This is a genomic window from Rhizobacter sp. AJA081-3 (genome assembly GCF_017795745.1).
Classification (GTDB): domain Bacteria; phylum Pseudomonadota; class Gammaproteobacteria; order Burkholderiales; family Burkholderiaceae_C; genus Piscinibacter.
On sequence record NZ_CP059067.1, the window covers coordinates 1,371,769 to 1,386,898 of the forward strand.

Here is a 15,130-nt window from a genome sequence, read left to right on the forward strand (position 1 = left end):
CATGAGCGCCGCCGACGTTCCCGTCCCAGCCGCCCTCGAAGGCGACGGCGTGGGCTGCCACACCGGTCGCGACAAGATGCTCGCCGCCGCCGAATCGGCCGGCAAGAGCGAGACGCTCGCGCAGTACAAGCAGGACTACCCGCTGCCCGAAGGCGCCGGCCCGCACGACCAGCCGCAGAGCATGTGCCCGGCCTTCGGCGCGCTGCGTGTCGGCCTGCGCATGCGCCGCACCTCGACAATCCTGTCGGGCTCGGCCTGCTGCGTCTACGGCCTGACCTTCACCTCGCACTTCTACGGCGCCAAGCGCAGCGTCGGTTACGTGCCGTTCAACAGCGAGTCGCTGGTCACCGGCAAGCTGTTCGAGGACATCCGCGACGCGGTCTACCGCGAAGCCGACCCCGACAAGTACGACGCCGTGGTCATCATCAACCTGTGCGTGCCCACCGCCAGCGGGGTGCCGCTGCAACTGCTGCCGAAAGAGATCAACGGCGTTCGCATCATCGGCATCGACGTGCCCGGCTTCGGCGTGCCCACGCATGCCGAGGCGAAGGACGTGCTCGCGGGCGCAATGCTCAAGTACGCACGCACCGAGGCCGAAGCCGGCCCGGTGACGGCGCCGCGCGGCGGCATCTCGAGCAAGCCGACCGTCACGCTGCTCGGCGAGATGTTCCCGGCCGACCCGGTGGGCATCGGCATGATGCTCGAGCCGATGGGCCTGGCCGCCGGGCCAGTGGTCCCCACGCGCGAATGGCGCGAGCTGTATGCGGCGCTCGACTGCGCGGCGGTGGCCGCGATCCACCCGTTCTACACGGCCAGCGTGCGCGAGTTCCAGACCGCCGGCCGCGCCATCGTGGCCTCGGCCCCGGTGGGCTACGAAGGCACCGAGGCCTGGCTGCAGGCGATCGGCAACGCCACCAACGTCGAGCAGGCGAAGATCGACGCCGCCAAGAACAAGTGGCTGCCGGCCATCAAGGGCGCGCTGGCGCGCATGCCGGTGAAAGGCCGCATCACCGTCAGCGGCTATGAAGGCTCCGAACTGCTGGTCGCGCGGCTGCTCATCGAGAGCGGCGCCGAAGTGCCCTACGTCGGCAGCGCCTGCCCGCGCACGCCGTGGAGCGCGCCTGACCTGGAATGGCTGCAGGCGCGCGGCGTGCACGTGCAGTACCGCGCCTCGCTCGAGCAGGACATCGCCGCGGTCGCCGAGTTCCGCCCCGATCTGGCCATCGGCACCACGCCGGTGGTGCAGGCCGCCAAGGAAGCGACGATCCCGGCGCTGTACTTCACCAACCTGATCTCCGCCCGCCCGCTGATGGGCCCGGCCGGTGCCGGCTCGCTGGCGCAGGTGGTGAACGCGGCGATCGGCAACAAAGGCCGCTTCGAGGCGATGCGCGAGTTCTTCGGCGATGTCGGCGGCGGCGACCAGGCCGGCGTGTGGGAAGGCAAGCCGGTGATGCGCCCCGAGTTCCGCGCCGAGACGCGCCGCCAGGTCATCAAGATGATCAAGCGCCGCAAGGCCGAGGAGATGATCTGATGGCCTCTCCGCTGAACTACGTGCTCGACCACGACCGCGCCGGCGGCTACTGGGGCGCCGTCTACGTGTTCACGGCCATCAAGGGCCTGCAGGTGGTGATCGACGGCCCCGTGGGCTGCGAGAACCTGCCGGTGACCAGCGTGCTGCACTACACCGACGCGCTGCCGCCGCACGAACTGCCGATCGTCGTCACCGGCCTGGCCGAAGAGCAGCTTGGCCGCGAGGGCACCGAAGGCTCGATGAAGCGCGCCCATGCGGCGCTCGACCCCGACCTGCCCAGCGTCGTCGTCACCGGCTCGATCGCCGAGATGATCGGCGGCGGCGTCACGCCCGAAGGCACGACGATTGCTCGCTTCCTGCCGCGCACCATCGACGAAGACCAGTGGCAGTGCGCCAACCGCGCGATGTACTGGCTGTGGACCGAATACGGCCTGCGCAAGGTGCCGCAGCGCGTGCCCTTCGCCGAGCGTCCCGCGGGCGAGCGCCCGCGCGTGAACATCATCGGCCCCTGCTACGGCACCTTCAATTCGCCCAGCGACCTGGCCGAGATCCGCCGCCTGGTGCAGGGCATCGGCGCCGAGGTGAACATGGTGTTCCCGCTCGGCAGCCACCTGGCCGACGTGTCGCGACTGGTCGAGGCCGACGTCAACATCTGCATGTACCGCGAGTTCGGCCGCATGCTGTGCGAGGCGCTGGAGCGCCCCTACCTGCAGGCGCCGATCGGCCTGCACAGCACCACCGCCTTCCTGCGCGAACTCGGCCGCTTGCTCAACCTCGACCCCGAGCCCTTCATCGAGCGCGAGAAGCACACCACGATCAAGCCGGTGTGGGACCTGTGGCGCTCGGTCACGCAGGACTTCTTCGCCACCGCAAGCTTCGCGGTCGTTGCCGGCGAGACCTACGCGCGCGGGCTGCGCCACTTCCTCGAAGACGAGCTCGGCCTGCCCTGCCAGTTCGCGGTGTCGCGCACGGCCGGCACGAAGACCGACAACGCCGAGGTGCGCCGCCTGGTGCGCGACAAGACGCCGCTGGTGATGTTCGGCAGCTTCAATGAACGCATGTACCTCGCCGAAGTCGGCGCACGCGGGCCGATGAAGCCGGCGTTCATCCCGGCCTCGTTCCCCGGCGCGATCATCCGCCGCGCCACCGGCACGCCCTTCATGGGCTACGCCGGCGCCACCTACGTGGTGCAGGAGGTGTGCAACGCGCTGTTCGATGCGCTGTTCCACATCCTGCCGCTGGGCACGGACCTCGACCAGGTCGATGCCACGCCGGCCAGGCACACCAACGAGCTGCCCTGGGACGACGACGCCAAGGCGCTGCTCGACGACCTCGTCGAGACGCAGCCGGTGCTCGTGCGCATTTCGGCGGCCAAGCGCCTGCGCGACCGTGCCGAGTCCGAGGCCCGGCGCCTGGGCGAAGAACGCGTCAGCGCGCAGCGCATGGCGCAATCGAGCAACGTTTCGCTGCAAGGGGTGCCCGCATGAAGCAGCACCTCGCACACCCGACGTCGCGGCATCCTGCCGCGGCTGCCTCTGTCGCGCAGGCATCGCGCGCGGCTGGTCGCAAGGCCAAGCTGAAGGAGTTATCCCATGGCTGAAAGAAAGGGCTCGATCTCGGGCCTGACCGACGAAGAGGCCCAGGAGTTCCATCGGTTCTGGGTCCAGGGTTTCGTGGGCTTCACGGCGATCGCCGTCGTCGCGCACGTGCTCGTGTGGGCCTGGCGCCCCTGGCTCTGATTAGTCTGACGCACTGACCCAGCAAAGGGGGATTGCCATGGCCCATACCCAAAGTGCACTTCACAGGCACGACGCGCAGAGCAAGTACAACAAAAGCTACTACTTGATCTTCGCGATGAGCTTTGTCGTGTTTCTCGCGATCGCCCTCGCCGGGCAGTTGCTGGGAGCGCACTGGCGAACCTGGTTGCCCGGGGCAGAAGGCGTCAAGTCCTTGTTTGGCGGCGTCAAGGCTGCTGTCTATACCTTCATGTCGCATCTACTGTAGGAGCTTGGAATCATGTGGAGAATCTGGCGTTTGTTCGATCCTTTGCGGGCGATGGTCGTCCAAGGGATCTTCCTGTTTGGCCTCGCAGCGATGATTCACCTCATCCTGTTGAGCACGAACAAGTTCAACTGGCTCGATGGCCCGAAGAAGGCCACGGTGGCGTCTGCCAACGCCCCGATGCCGACCGCTGTTGCTTCGCTCACGCTGACGAAGTAACACGCAGCCCGAAGCAGCGGGCGGGGTCGGCGCGACGAGCACCGTTCCCCACCCGTTTGCCCGGGCGGCGCCGCGTGGCGCCGACCCGGAGTTCTTACAGGCCGGAGGACCGAACATGGCCATGTTGAGTTTCGAAAGAAAGTACCGCGTACGCGGTGGCACGCTGATTGGCGGAGATCTGTTCGACTTCTGGGTCGGGCCGTTCTGGGTCGGATTCTTCGGCGTCACCACTTTCTTCTTCTCGTTCCTCGGGATCGCGATGATCCTGTGGGGCGCGGCCATGGGCCCGACCTGGAACCTCTGGCAGATCAACATCGCGCCGCCCGACCTGTCGTACGGTCTGCGCATGGCGCCGCTGCTCGAAGGCGGGCTGTGGCAGCTCATCACGGTGTGCGCACTCGGTGCGTTCATCTCGTGGGCCATGCGCGAGGTCGAGATCTGCCGCAAGCTGGGCATGGGGCTGCACGTGCCCATCGCCTTCGGCTTCGCCATCTTTGCTTACTTCACGCTGGTGGTGATCCGCCCGGTGCTGATGGGTGCCTGGGGCCACGGCTTCCCGTACGGCATCTACAGCCACCTCGACTGGGTCAGCAACGTCGGCTACCAGTACCTGCACTTCCACTACAACCCGGCGCACATGATCGCCATCAGCTTCTTCTTCACGACGACGCTGGCACTGGCGATGCACGGGGGCCTGATCCTGTCGGCCACCAACCCGGGCAAGGGTGAGGTCGTGAAGACGCCGGCGCACGAAGACACCTTCTTCCGCGATGCCGTCGGCTACTCGATCGGCTCGCTGGGCATCCACCGTCTGGGGCTGTTCCTCGCGCTGGCCGCGGTGTTCTTCAGTGCGGTGTGCATCGTCATCAGCGGCCCGTTCTGGACGCGCGGCTGGCCCGAGTGGTGGGGCTGGTGGCTGAACCTGCCGATCTGGAGCCAGTGGCCCATCAAGTGAGCCCAGGAGAACAAGCATGGTCGAATACCAAAACCTCTTCACCAGCGTGCAGGTGGTGGGCCCGGCGGAACTGGGCGTGCCGCTGCCTCCCGGCAACAGCCCGCGCACCGGCAAGAACCCGTGGATCGTGCACCTCATGGGGCGCATCGGCTGCGCCCAGATCGGCCCGATCTACCTCGGCCCGCTCGGGCTGGCCTCGCTGATCTTCGGCACGCTGTCGTTCAACATCATCGGCTTCAACATGCTGGCCCAGGTCAACTGGGATCCGGTGCAGTTCGTGCGCCAGCTGTTCTGGCTCTCACTGGATCCGCCGTCGCCGGCCTACGGCCTGTCGCTGCCGCCGCTGAACGACGGCGGCTGGTGGCTGATGGCGGGCTTGTTCCTCACCATCTCGATCTTCCTGTGGTGGGCGCGCATGTACACCCGGGCGAGGGCGCTGGGCCTGGGCACGCACGTGGCCTGGGGCTTCCTGTCGGCGATCTGGCTGTTCCTCGTGCTCGGCTTCATCCGCCCGGTGCTGATGGGCAGCTGGAGCGAGGCGGTGCCCTTCGGCATCTTCTCGCACCTCGACTGGACCGCGGCCTTCTCGCTGCGCTACGGCAACCTCTTCTACAACCCGTTCCACGCGCTGTCGATCGCCTTCCTGTACGGATCGACGCTGCTGTTCGCGATGCACGGCGCCACCATCCTGGCAGTGACGCGCTTCGGCGGTGAACGCGAGATCGAGCAGATCGTCGACCGCGGCACCGCCTCGGAGCGCGCCGCGCTGTTCTGGCGCTGGACGATGGGCTTCAACGCGACGACCGAATCGATTCACCGCTGGGCCTGGTGGTTCGCGGTGCTGTGCCCGCTGACCGGCGGCATCGGCATCCTGCTGTCCGGCACGGTGGTCGACAACTGGTATCTGTGGTCGGTGCAGCACGGCGTCGCGCCGCCGTACCCGGCCGTGTTCGGCGCGGGGGTCGATCCGGCCGCCGCCGTACAGGGAGTCAAGCCATGAGTGCCTTCGCGAGAATCTCTTCGATGCTCGCCGCGCTGGCCGGCGTGGCGCTGCTGGCCGGCTGCGAGCGGCCGCCGATGGATTCGGTGCAGTTCGGCTACCGCGGCACGGGCATGGTGCAGGTCTACAACCCGCGCACGATGGCCGAGCAGATCCCGCTCAACCAGCCTCCGGCGGCGCAGCCCGCCGCCTCCGACGAAGGGCCGAAGGCCAAGGAGGTCTTCAAGAATCTGCAGGTGCTTGGCGACCTGAGTGTCGGTGCCTTCACGCGGCAGATGCTGGCCATCACGGCCTGGGTCGCGCCCAACGAAGGCTGCGTCTACTGCCACAACGCCGAGAACCTGGCCGACGACGGCAAGTACCAGAAGGTCGTCGCGCGCCGCATGATCCAGATGACGCAGAAGATCAATGCCGACTGGAAGCCGCATGTGGCCGCCACCGGCGTGACCTGCTACACCTGTCACCGGGGCAACAACATCCCGGCGGAGATCTGGTTCACGGCGGAGCCGCAGAACAAGCGCGCGGACTTCATCGGCAACCTCAACGGCCAGAACTACCCGGCCACCACCGTGGGCCTGGCCTCGCTGCCCAACGACCCGTACACGCCGTACCTGCAGAAGGCGCTGGACATCCGCATCGCCGGCAACACGCCGCTGCCCACCGGCAACCGCAACTCCATCCAGCACACCGAACAGACCTACGGCCTGATGATGCACATGTCCAAGTCACTGGGCGTGAACTGCACCTACTGCCACAACTCGCGCTCGTTCGGAAACTGGCAGGAGAGTTCGCCACAGCGCACCACCGCCTGGCACGGCATCCGCATGGTGCGCGAGCTCAACAACGCCTACATGCAGCCGCTGACCGACACCTTCCCGGCGGCGCGCAAGGGGCCCACGGGCGACGTGGCCAAGGTCTACTGCGCCACCTGCCACCAGGGGGCGTACAAGCCGGTCTACGGTGCGCCGATGGCCAAGGACTACCCCGAGTTGCTCAAGGTGGCGATGGTGAGCGCAGCAGCCCCGGCGCCGCTGCCGCTGCCGCCGCCGGTGGCCGAGGCGCAGCGTTCGGTGCTGTACTTCGACGTCGGCTCCGCGGTGCTGCAGGACGCGCAGGCCAAGGGCCTGGCCGGTCTGATCACCACGATGACGAAGGCGCCGGCCTCGAAGGCGACGATCTCCGGCTTCCATTCGGCCGCCGGCACGCTGGCGCAGAACCAGGAGCTGGCCAAGCAGCGCGCCTTCACCGTGCGCGATTCATTGCTCGCCGCCGGCATCGCCGAGTCGCGCGTGACGCTGGCCAAGCCGCAGCAGACCGGGGCCAACGTTGCCGGCGAAGACCCGACGGCGCGCCGTGTCGAGGTGACGATCAAGTAGCGCGGCCCGCCGCGCACCGGCCATGTCGCCCATCACCGCATCGCCCATCCTCGCACCGGCGGCCGATGTGCTGCTGGCCCGGCCGCGCGGCTTCTGCGCCGGCGTCGTGCGGGCGATCGAAATCGTCGAGCGCGCGCTCGAGCTGCACGGCGCGCCGGTCTACGTGTTCCACGAGATCGTGCACAACGGCCACGTGGTGGCCGACCTGCGCGACAAGGGTGCGGTGTTCGTCGATTCTCTCGAGCAGGTGCCCAAGGGCGCGGTGACGGTGTTCAGCGCGCACGGCGTTTCGCTGGCCGTGGTGCAGCAGTCGCAGATGCGCCGGCTGCAGGTGATCGACGCCACCTGCCCGCTGGTCACCAAGGTGCACCTGCAGGCACAGCGCTACGCCCGGCAGGGCCATGCCATCGTCGTGATCGGCCACGCCGGCCACGAGGAGGTGGTCGGCACGATGGGCCGCGTCGAGGGTGAAGTCCATCTGGTCAGCGAAGCCGCGCAGGTCGCGGCGCTGCCGATCGCCGCTGGCGCGCCGGTGGCCTACGTGACGCAGACCACGCTGAGCCTGGACGACACGCGCGGCATCATTGCGGCGCTGAAGGCGCGTTTCCCGCAGATCGTCGGCCCCGAGACCGACGACATCTGCTACGCCACGCAGAACCGCCAGAACGCGGTGCGCGAACTCGCGGCGCAGGTCGACGTGGTGCTGGTGGTCGGCGCGCGCAACAGCTCCAATTCGACGCGGCTGCGCGAGGTCGCGGCTCAGCAGGGCGTGGATGCCTACCTGGTGCAGGACGACAGCGGCATCGACCCGGCCTGGGTGGCCGGCGCACGCCGCATCGGCGTGACGGCCGGCGCCTCCACGCCCGAGGTGCTGGTGCAGCGAGTGGCGCAGAGGTTGCGCGACCTGGGCGCCGGTGACGTGCGCCAGGCCGAGGGTCTGGACGAGGGCATCGTCTTCCGCCTGCCCGTGGCCTTGTTGCGGCGGGCAGCGTGACCACGATCGAGGCCCACGGCACCACCGCGCCGGTGGCGCGCGTCAGCGCCGACCGCCCGCCTTCGGGCGACGCGCGCGGCGGGCCGATCGCGCCGCCGTTGCAACTGGCCGGCACCGTCGCGGTGATGCTGCTGGTCGAGTACACGCCGATCGCGCGTGCCTGGGGCTGGGCCCGTCTGGTGTTGCAGCGCTGGCCGCTGCGCCAGGTCGCCGGCCTGCGTTTCTCCAAGGTGCTGGGCAGCGGCCACGAGGGCGGTTTCGGCCTGCGCCCGAGTGGGTCACGGCAGGGCCTGTTCCTGGTCTTCGACGACGAGACGACGGCGCGCCAGTTCATCGACTCGTCGCCGGTGCTCGCGCGCTACCGTGCGCATGCGACGGAGTGCTGCGTGGCGCTGCTGCGCGCCACCTCGAGCAAGGGCTCGTGGTCGGGTGCCGCGATGGTGCCGACCGCGAGCCTGCCGACCGACGGGCCGGTGGCGGCGCTCACGCGTGCATCGATCCGGCCGCGCCACCTGAGCTCGTTCTGGAGCCTTTCTCCGGCCAGCGAGGCGGCCCTGGCCGCATCGCCGGGCTGCGAACTCGCCGTCGGCCTGGGCGAGGCGCCATTGGTGCGCCAGTGCACCTTCAGCCTGTGGGACAGCGTGGCGGCGATGGACGCCTACGCGCGCAGCGGCGCGCACCTGCTGGCCATCCGCACTTCCTACGCCGGTGACTTCTTCTCCGAGGCCATGTTCGTGCGCTTCGCGGTGCTCGATCTGCAGGGCGTCTGGAAGGGCCGCGTGTATGGCGGCTGAGCGCGCCGGCGCGCACCGCGTGGTGGTGGTCGGCGCCGGCATCGGCGGGCTGGTGAGCGCACTGCTGCTGGCGCGCGCCGGCCTGCAGGTCACCCTGGTCGAAGCGGCCGACGCGCCCGGCGGCAAGATGCGCCGGCTGCAGGTCGACGGTGCCGGCATCGACGCCGGGCCCACGGTCTTCACGATGCGCTGGGTGTTCGAGCAGATCCTCGACGCCGCCGGTTTCTCGATGGCCGACCTGCCGGCGCTCACGCCGCTGGATGTGCTGGCCCGCCATGCCTGGCGCGGCCATGAGCCGCGGCTGGACCTGTTCGCCGACCGCGAGCGCTCGGCGCAGGCGATCGCCGAGTTCTCCGGCGCCGTCGAGGCACAGCGCTTCCTCGGCTTCTGCCGGCAGGCCAAGGCGGTGTACGAGCGGCTCGAGGGCCCCTACATCCGCTCGGAGCGGCCCACGCTGCTGTCGATGGGCAGAGATCTCGGCCCGCGCGGCCTGGCCACGCTGGCCGGCCTCGGCCCGTTCGCCTCGATGTGGAGCGCGCTGGCGCGGCACTTCCGCGACCCGCGGCTGCAGCAGCTGTTCGGCCGCTACGCCACCTACTGCGGATCGTCGCCCTGGGAGGCGCCGGCCACGCTGATGCTGGTGGCGCAGGTCGAGCTCGACGGCGTGTGGTCGGTGGAGGGCGGCATGCATGCCGTTGCGCAGGCCTTCGCTGCGCTCGCGCAGCGGCGCGGCGCCAGCATCCGCTACGCCAGCCCCTGCGAGCGCATCCTGACCGCCGGCGGCCGCGTGCGCGGCGTGCGCCTGTCCGGCGGCGAGGAACTGGCCGCCGACTCGGTGGTCTTCAATGGCGACCCGCAGGCCCTGGCCGAGGGGCTGCTCGGCGACGCCGCGCGCGGCGCCGTGCCTTCGCTGCCGCGCGAGCAGCGCTCGCTGTCGGCGCTGACCTGGGCCGTGCACGCACGCACCCAGGGCTTCCCGCTCGAGCGCCACAACGTGTTCTTCGACGACGACTACGCGTCCGAATTCAGCGACATCTTCCGCGCACGGCAACTGCCCCGGCGCGGCACGGTGTACGTCTGCGCGCAGGACCGCGGTGGCGCCACCGGCCCGTCCGGCGCCGAGCGGCTGCTGTGCCTCGTCAATGCCCCTGCCGACGGCGACCGGCGCGCCTTCGACGCCCTGGAGACCGACCCATGCGAACAACGGAGCCTGGACTTGCTGCGCCAATGCGGTCTGCAGATCGACATGACGCCGCAGCAGGTGATACGAACCACGCCGCACGACTTTCACCGGCTCTTCCCGGCCAGCGGCGGGGCGCTGTACGGCCAGGCGACGCACGGCTGGATGTCCTCGTTCCGCCGCAGCGCCTCGACGAGCCGGCTGCAGGGCTTGTACCTGGCGGGCGGGGGCGTGCATCCGGGACCGGGCGTGCCGATGGCGGCACTGTCGGGGCAACTGGCGGCCGCGACGCTGATGGCACGCCTCGATTCGACCAGCCGGTCGCGCCGGGTGCTTATCTCTGGTGGTACGTCGACGCGGTCAGCGACGACGGCCGCCATGCCCTGACCATCATCGCCTTCGTCGGCAGCGTCTTCTCGCCGTACTACCACTGGGCTCGCGCGCGCGACCCGCAGACGCCGGCGGAGGATCACTGCGCCATCAACGTCGCGCTGTACGGCGACGCCGGCAAGCGCTGGACGATGACCGAGCGCAGCCGTGCCAGCGTGACGCGAGACGTGCACGAGTTCGTCGTCGGCCCCAGCCGCATCCACTGGGACGGCGCCTCACTGGTGCTCGACCTCGACGAGATCGGCATGCCGCTGCCGCAGCGCGTGCGCGGCCGCGTGCGCGTGTGGCCGCGGGGCCTGTCCACCTTCGCCACCGCGCTGGACGACGGCGGCCGCCACCGGTGGGGGCCGATCGCACCCTGTGCGCGCGTCGAGGTCGACCTGCAACAGCCCGGCGTGCGCTGGAGCGGCGAGGCCTACCTGGATTCGAACGAGGGCGACGAGCCGATCGATCGGCCGTTCACCGACTGGGACTGGTCACGTGCCTCGCTGCGCGACGGCAGCACCGCGGTGATCTACGACGTGCGCCAGAAGCACGGCGGCGACCGCGTCATCGCGCAGCGCTTCTCGGCGGACGGTGCGGCCGAACCCTTCGAGGCGCCGGCCAGGCAGAAGCTGCCGCGCACGCTGTGGCGCATCGACCGCCACATGCGCAATGAGCCCGGCGAGCCGGCGCGCGTGCTGCACACGCTGGAGGACACGCCGTTCTACGTGCGATCGATGCTCGACTCGTCGCTGCTGGGCGAGCGTGTCACGTCGGTGCACGAAACCCTGAACGTGCCGCGCCTGATGGCGCGCACGACACGGCTGATGCTGCCGTGGCGCATGCCGCGGGTGAAATGAAGGAGCAAGGGCGATGACGACGACAACGACACAGGCAGACTCTCGCTCCACGGCCCAGTGGCTGGTCGTGGGCGCGCAACTGATCGCAGCGGCGCTCGGTGCAGTCTTCAGCTACGACTTCGGCATGCGCATCAGCGGCCTGCCGCTGGCCTTGCTGCTGGCCGCCAACGGCGCCTTCTTCGGGACGATCATGGTCGGCTATGTCGCCGATCTGGCCAAGTTGGCCAGGGACCGGCTCGAGCAAGGATCGCCGCGAAGCTGAGAGCGGGTCCCGGGCAGAGTGGGCGCCGGGAGCGCCCGCCACTCAATCGCGATTTTGATCGCGATTCCAGCGGCTGAACTGGCCCCACAGCCAGAACACGACCCAGAGCACCCAGAGAATGAAAAGCAGGTAGTGGATCTTCATGACGATCTCCTCTCGTATTCTTCAGTGAACGCGCGGGGAAGGCCCCCACTGCGCTGGCTGCCGATCAATGCCGCCATGGCGGCCGTCGTGGCCAGCAGCAAGGCGATCTCCAACACGTACACGGCAGCATAGCCCGTGGCCGGCATGGCGAGCGATTCGCCGAAAAAACCCCTGGCGGCCAGCGCGGATACCACGTCGCGCAGGATGCCGCCGAGTGCCACTGCGACGCCGGCCGCCGTGGCCTGCACTGCACCCCAGGCGCCCAGCGCGAGGCCGGTCTGTTCTTTCGGTGCGCTGTTCATGGTCGCGGTCAGCGTGCCGTGGCTGAAGATGCCGCCGCCCAGGCCGACGAGCAGCACGCCCGCGCCGAACAGCGGGATCGAGGCCATCGGGGCGGCCAGCAGCACCGCGAGGAAGGCCGGGATGCCCAGCAACGCGCCGCCCGCAGCCATGCGGAACGGATCGGCGCCGCGGCTGAGAACGCCGGAGGCCCAGCCGAAGCCGATCAGCCCCCCGGCGGCGAAGGTGGCCGTCAGCGAGGTGGTGGCGCCGACGTTCATGCCCAGCACCTGGCCGCCATAGGGCTCGAGCAGCACGTCCTGCATGCTGAAGGCCATGGTGCCCAGGCCGATGGCGACCAGTCGGCGCAGGGCGTTGGCCTGTGTGATGAACTGTTCCCAGGATTCGCGGAAGGTGGCGTGCTTCGCCGGCGCGGCACCGCGCGGCGGGCGGCGCGTCTCCTGCTTCCACAGGGCGATGACGTTGAGCACCATGGTCGCCAGCCCGGCACCCTGGATCACCTGCACGAGCCGGCCGGGGCTGAACTCGGCGAGCAACTGGCCGAACACCACGGCGCTGACCATGGTGCCCACCAGCAGCATCACGTACATCAGCCCCACCACCTTGGGCTGGGACTCCTCGGCCGCCAGGTCGGTGGCCAGGGCGAGCCCGGCGGTCTGCGTGGTGTGCACGCCGGCCCCGACGAGCAGGAAGGCGATGGCCGCACCCGCCTGGCCGATCCAGGCCGGCCAGTTCGAGGCATTGCCGCCGCCGGACAGCACCAGCAGCGCGAAGGGCATCACCGCGAGGCCGCCGAACTGCAGCATGGTGCCCATCCAGATGAAGGGCACGCGCCGCCAGCCGAGTGCGGAGTGGTGGTTGTCGGAGCGAAATCCGATGAGGGCGCGCACCGGCGCATAGATCACCGGCAGCGACACCATGATGGCGACCAGCGAGGCCGGCACGTGGAGCTCGACGATCATCACGCGGTTGAGCGTGCCGACGAGCAGCACCAGCGCCATGCCGACGGAGGCCTGGAACAGCGACAGCCGCAGCAGGCGCGACAGCGGCAGGTCCGGCGTCGCTGCATCGGCGAAGGGCAGGAAGCGTGGGCCGAGTCCGGTCCAGGTGACCACGAGTCTTCGGGTGAGGCTCTTCATGGTGGTGTCGGGTCGACTCGGTCAGAACGAATTCGATGGAGCAGACACGCACGGACCGGGAGTGTTGCTTCCCGGTCCGCCGTGCTGTCCACGGCGACGGTCCGCTACTGCTTGGTGGCGGATTTCTCCACCAGAGCGAGCGTCGTCGGTTGCTGCGACTCGACTGCGGCCGCCTTCGTTGCCTTGGCGCCACCCTCGTAGTACTTGGGCAGCCAGGTGGTGTGCGTCAGCAGCGCGTAGTGCACTGCGAACGAACTCACCGCCACGGCGCCGAGCATCAGAGGGATGCCGACCGAAGGCTTGACGACCAGCCAGATCTTTCCATAGATCATGAGGTGCTCCTTCGGCTACTTGAGCCAGGGTGAATAGATGTACGCCAGCAGGTGAGCCAGCGCGGCGATCATGCCGAAGATCTGCGTGCCTTGAATGATGTGGCGATGCACTTCTTCGGATTCAGCTTCGGTCAGCCCTGTGGGCCATACCTTGTTTGGGTCCGCCATAGTGAGTTCTCCTCTCGGGACTTTCAGGTTCCGTGCTCAACCCGCACGTGGGTACTGCAACTCTCAAGTGTCATTATCAAGTGACACATGTGACTGTCAAGCAGAATTGACTGCCTGACTTGATCCCGCTCGAACTTCATGCGAAGCAGGCGTCAATCCGTAAGGCTCGACGAGCGGCCACACGTGTGGCGGCACCATGTTGCGAAGCTTGCGCGGCGCTTCGCGGCGAAGATGGATCACCGTTTCCACCGCCTTCATCTCGACGCGGGCACGCGCGAACTCGAGCCCGCGCGGGCCCACGCGCGGCATCAGCCAGCCGACGATCGGGCGCAGCCAGTCGGGCATGCGGCGCAGCGGCAGCCCGCCGGCGGCACGCTCGACGTTGGCGAGGAATCCGCGCACCGGCCCGGCGCGCTTGCCCGCGCTGCCCAGCGCGGAGGTGCGCAGCTCGTCGCCCAGCAGCGAGATCAGTTCCTCGCCGCGCTCGTTGCGCACCAGCAACCATTGCTCGCCCTGGCCACCCATGTAGCCCACGGTCAGGTCGGCCAGCACGTTGGTGTAGTCGACGCAGGTGCGGCAGGTCAGCGGGAAGAAGTCCGAGGGCAGCTGCGACAGCGGCAACTGCAGGAAAGGCACGCAGCGCCGGCTGCCGTCGGCGAAGCGGATCTCGACGTGGTAGTCGGCGCGGAACTCGAGGTACGTCATGGTCTCGGGCCGGTCGGTGAGCAGCGCGAGGAACTCGTGGAAGCGCTCGGTGGTGGTGTTGTCCGAGCAGGGTGTGCCGATGACGTACAGGCGCTCGAAGCCGAGCTCCTGCTCGAGCGCGCGCAGCGCATACACCTGGCACGGGATGCCGATGACGGCCAGGCGCTTGAAGCCGCGCTCGCGCGCCGGTTCGAGCAGTGACAGCAGCGGCGCGTAGCCCATGCGCATGCCGCGGCAGGCGGCCATGTCCTTCGCCTGCGTGACCAGCACCGGCACCGGGCGCCAGCGGTCGTCGGCGTCGGCGGTCATCGTCAGCACCGCATCGACCGCGCCTGTCTCGAGCAGCCGCTCGGCGATGCGCGTGGTGATGCCGCTCCACTGCGCACCGGTGCTCGGCACGCGCAGCGAGGCCCTCAGCATGCGGCGCAGCGGGCCGAAGTGCTGCTCGTCGCCGCGCGACGGGTCGCGCGCGCGGCCATGCACTCGGGTCTCCAGGCCCGCGTAGTCGGGCTGGATGAACTGGCAGGCGCGGCCGCAGCGCTGCGGGTCCGAAGAGCGCGAGATGCCGCAGTCGGTGCACAGCGTGCGGTGCACCGGTTCGGCCATGGGCGCGGCCACGCTGTCAGGCAGACGGTCCATCGGATTCCTCGCGGGCCTCGGCCTCGCGGCGTCGTTTCGTCTCGCGCGCGTCGCGTGCCACCGAGCGCAGCTGCCACCAGCCGAACAGCAGCGCGCCGCCGAACACCAGCACGCCCTCGATGAGGATCAGCGGCCAGTTCGAGCGGTCCATGGCGGCAG

General features: G+C 69.2%; 18 protein-coding genes. 13 read left to right on the top strand and 5 right to left on the bottom strand.

Annotated features, from left to right (window positions below):
• Position 1: 1 nt before the first annotated feature.
• The 13 genes from bchY (at position 2) to HZ992_RS06670 (ending at position 11,544) form a co-directional block, all read left to right on the top strand.
• Positions 2-1,531, top strand: a complete 1,530-nt coding sequence (bchY, locus tag HZ992_RS06610; protein WP_245213373.1) for a chlorophyllide a reductase subunit Y — start codon at positions 2-4, stop codon at positions 1,529-1,531.
• Complete coding sequence (gene bchZ, locus HZ992_RS06615) at positions 1,531-3,018, top strand: chlorophyllide a reductase subunit Z (RefSeq protein WP_209385877.1); 1,488 nt, start codon at positions 1,531-1,533, stop codon at positions 3,016-3,018. The genes bchY and bchZ overlap by 1 nt, the downstream gene beginning before the upstream one ends.
• Before the next feature lie 105 nt (positions 3,019-3,123).
• A complete protein-coding gene (pufB, locus tag HZ992_RS06620; protein ID WP_209385878.1) occupies positions 3,124-3,270 on the top strand; it encodes a light-harvesting antenna LH1, beta subunit in 147 nt (48 codons plus the stop codon).
• A gap of 37 nt (positions 3,271-3,307) precedes the next feature.
• Positions 3,308-3,535, top strand: a complete 228-nt coding sequence (locus HZ992_RS06625) for a hypothetical protein (RefSeq protein WP_209385879.1) — start codon at positions 3,308-3,310, stop codon at positions 3,533-3,535.
• A 12-nt stretch (positions 3,536-3,547) separates the two neighbouring features.
• Positions 3,548-3,751, top strand: coding sequence for a light-harvesting antenna LH1, alpha subunit (gene pufA / locus HZ992_RS06630; RefSeq protein ID WP_209385880.1), 204 nt, complete (start codon positions 3,548-3,550; stop codon positions 3,749-3,751).
• 115 nt (positions 3,752-3,866) lie between these two features.
• A complete protein-coding gene (gene pufL, locus HZ992_RS06635) occupies positions 3,867-4,706 on the top strand; it encodes a photosynthetic reaction center subunit L (protein WP_209385881.1) in 840 nt (279 codons plus the stop codon).
• A gap of 16 nt (positions 4,707-4,722) precedes the next feature.
• On the top strand, positions 4,723-5,706 hold the full coding sequence (pufM, locus tag HZ992_RS06640; protein WP_209385882.1) for a photosynthetic reaction center subunit M: 984 nt from the start codon (positions 4,723-4,725) through the stop codon (positions 5,704-5,706).
• Positions 5,703-7,082 carry a photosynthetic reaction center cytochrome PufC gene (pufC, locus tag HZ992_RS06645; RefSeq protein WP_209385883.1) on the top strand — a complete coding sequence of 460 codons (1,380 nt, stop codon included), beginning with the start codon at positions 5,703-5,705 and terminating at the stop codon, positions 7,080-7,082. The genes pufM and pufC overlap by 4 nt, the downstream gene beginning before the upstream one ends.
• 22 nt (positions 7,083-7,104) lie before the next feature.
• Positions 7,105-8,076 (top strand): 4-hydroxy-3-methylbut-2-enyl diphosphate reductase, encoded by a 972-nt coding sequence (gene ispH / locus HZ992_RS06650; protein ID WP_209385884.1) that lies wholly within the window; start codon positions 7,105-7,107, stop codon positions 8,074-8,076.
• A complete protein-coding gene (locus tag HZ992_RS06655) occupies positions 8,073-8,870 on the top strand; it encodes a spheroidene monooxygenase (protein WP_245213374.1) in 798 nt (265 codons plus the stop codon). Before ispH ends, HZ992_RS06655 begins: the two co-directional genes overlap by 4 nt.
• Positions 8,860-10,437: a 1-hydroxycarotenoid 3,4-desaturase CrtD gene (gene crtD, locus HZ992_RS06660; protein WP_209385885.1), complete on the top strand. Its 1,578-nt coding sequence runs from the start codon at positions 8,860-8,862 to the stop codon at positions 10,435-10,437. The genes HZ992_RS06655 and crtD overlap by 11 nt, the downstream gene beginning before the upstream one ends.
• A 134-nt stretch (positions 10,438-10,571) precedes the next feature.
• Entirely contained in the window at positions 10,572-11,282 is a 711-nt protein-coding gene (locus HZ992_RS06665) for a carotenoid 1,2-hydratase (RefSeq protein ID WP_209385886.1), read from the top strand.
• A gap of 13 nt (positions 11,283-11,295) precedes the next feature.
• Complete coding sequence (locus HZ992_RS06670; RefSeq protein ID WP_209385887.1) at positions 11,296-11,544, top strand: hypothetical protein; 249 nt, start codon at positions 11,296-11,298, stop codon at positions 11,542-11,544.
• Between the two features lie 140 nt (positions 11,545-11,684).
• Here HZ992_RS06670 and HZ992_RS06675 read toward each other — a convergent pair whose 3' ends face one another.
• From HZ992_RS06675 to HZ992_RS06695, 5 genes are all read right to left on the bottom strand, one after another.
• On the bottom strand, positions 11,685-13,127 hold the full coding sequence (locus tag HZ992_RS06675) for a PucC family protein (protein ID WP_209385888.1): 1,443 nt from the start codon (positions 13,125-13,127) through the stop codon (positions 11,685-11,687).
• A 104-nt stretch (positions 13,128-13,231) separates the two neighbouring features.
• Entirely contained in the window at positions 13,232-13,459 is a 228-nt protein-coding gene (locus HZ992_RS06680; RefSeq protein ID WP_209385889.1) for a light-harvesting protein, read from the bottom strand.
• 15 nt (positions 13,460-13,474) lie between these two features.
• Positions 13,475-13,627 carry a light-harvesting antenna LH1, beta subunit gene (gene pufB, locus HZ992_RS26110; protein WP_209385890.1) on the bottom strand — a complete coding sequence of 51 codons (153 nt, stop codon included), beginning with the start codon at positions 13,625-13,627 and terminating at the stop codon, positions 13,475-13,477.
• 96 nt (positions 13,628-13,723) lie between these two features.
• Positions 13,724-14,971, bottom strand: a complete 1,248-nt coding sequence (locus HZ992_RS06690; RefSeq protein WP_209385891.1) for a Coenzyme F420 hydrogenase/dehydrogenase, beta subunit C-terminal domain — start codon at positions 14,969-14,971, stop codon at positions 13,724-13,726.
• Positions 14,955-15,122, bottom strand: coding sequence for a hypothetical protein (locus tag HZ992_RS06695; protein WP_209385892.1), 168 nt, complete (start codon positions 15,120-15,122; stop codon positions 14,955-14,957). Before HZ992_RS06695 ends, HZ992_RS06690 begins: the two co-directional genes overlap by 17 nt.
• Positions 15,123-15,130 lie beyond the last annotated feature (8 nt).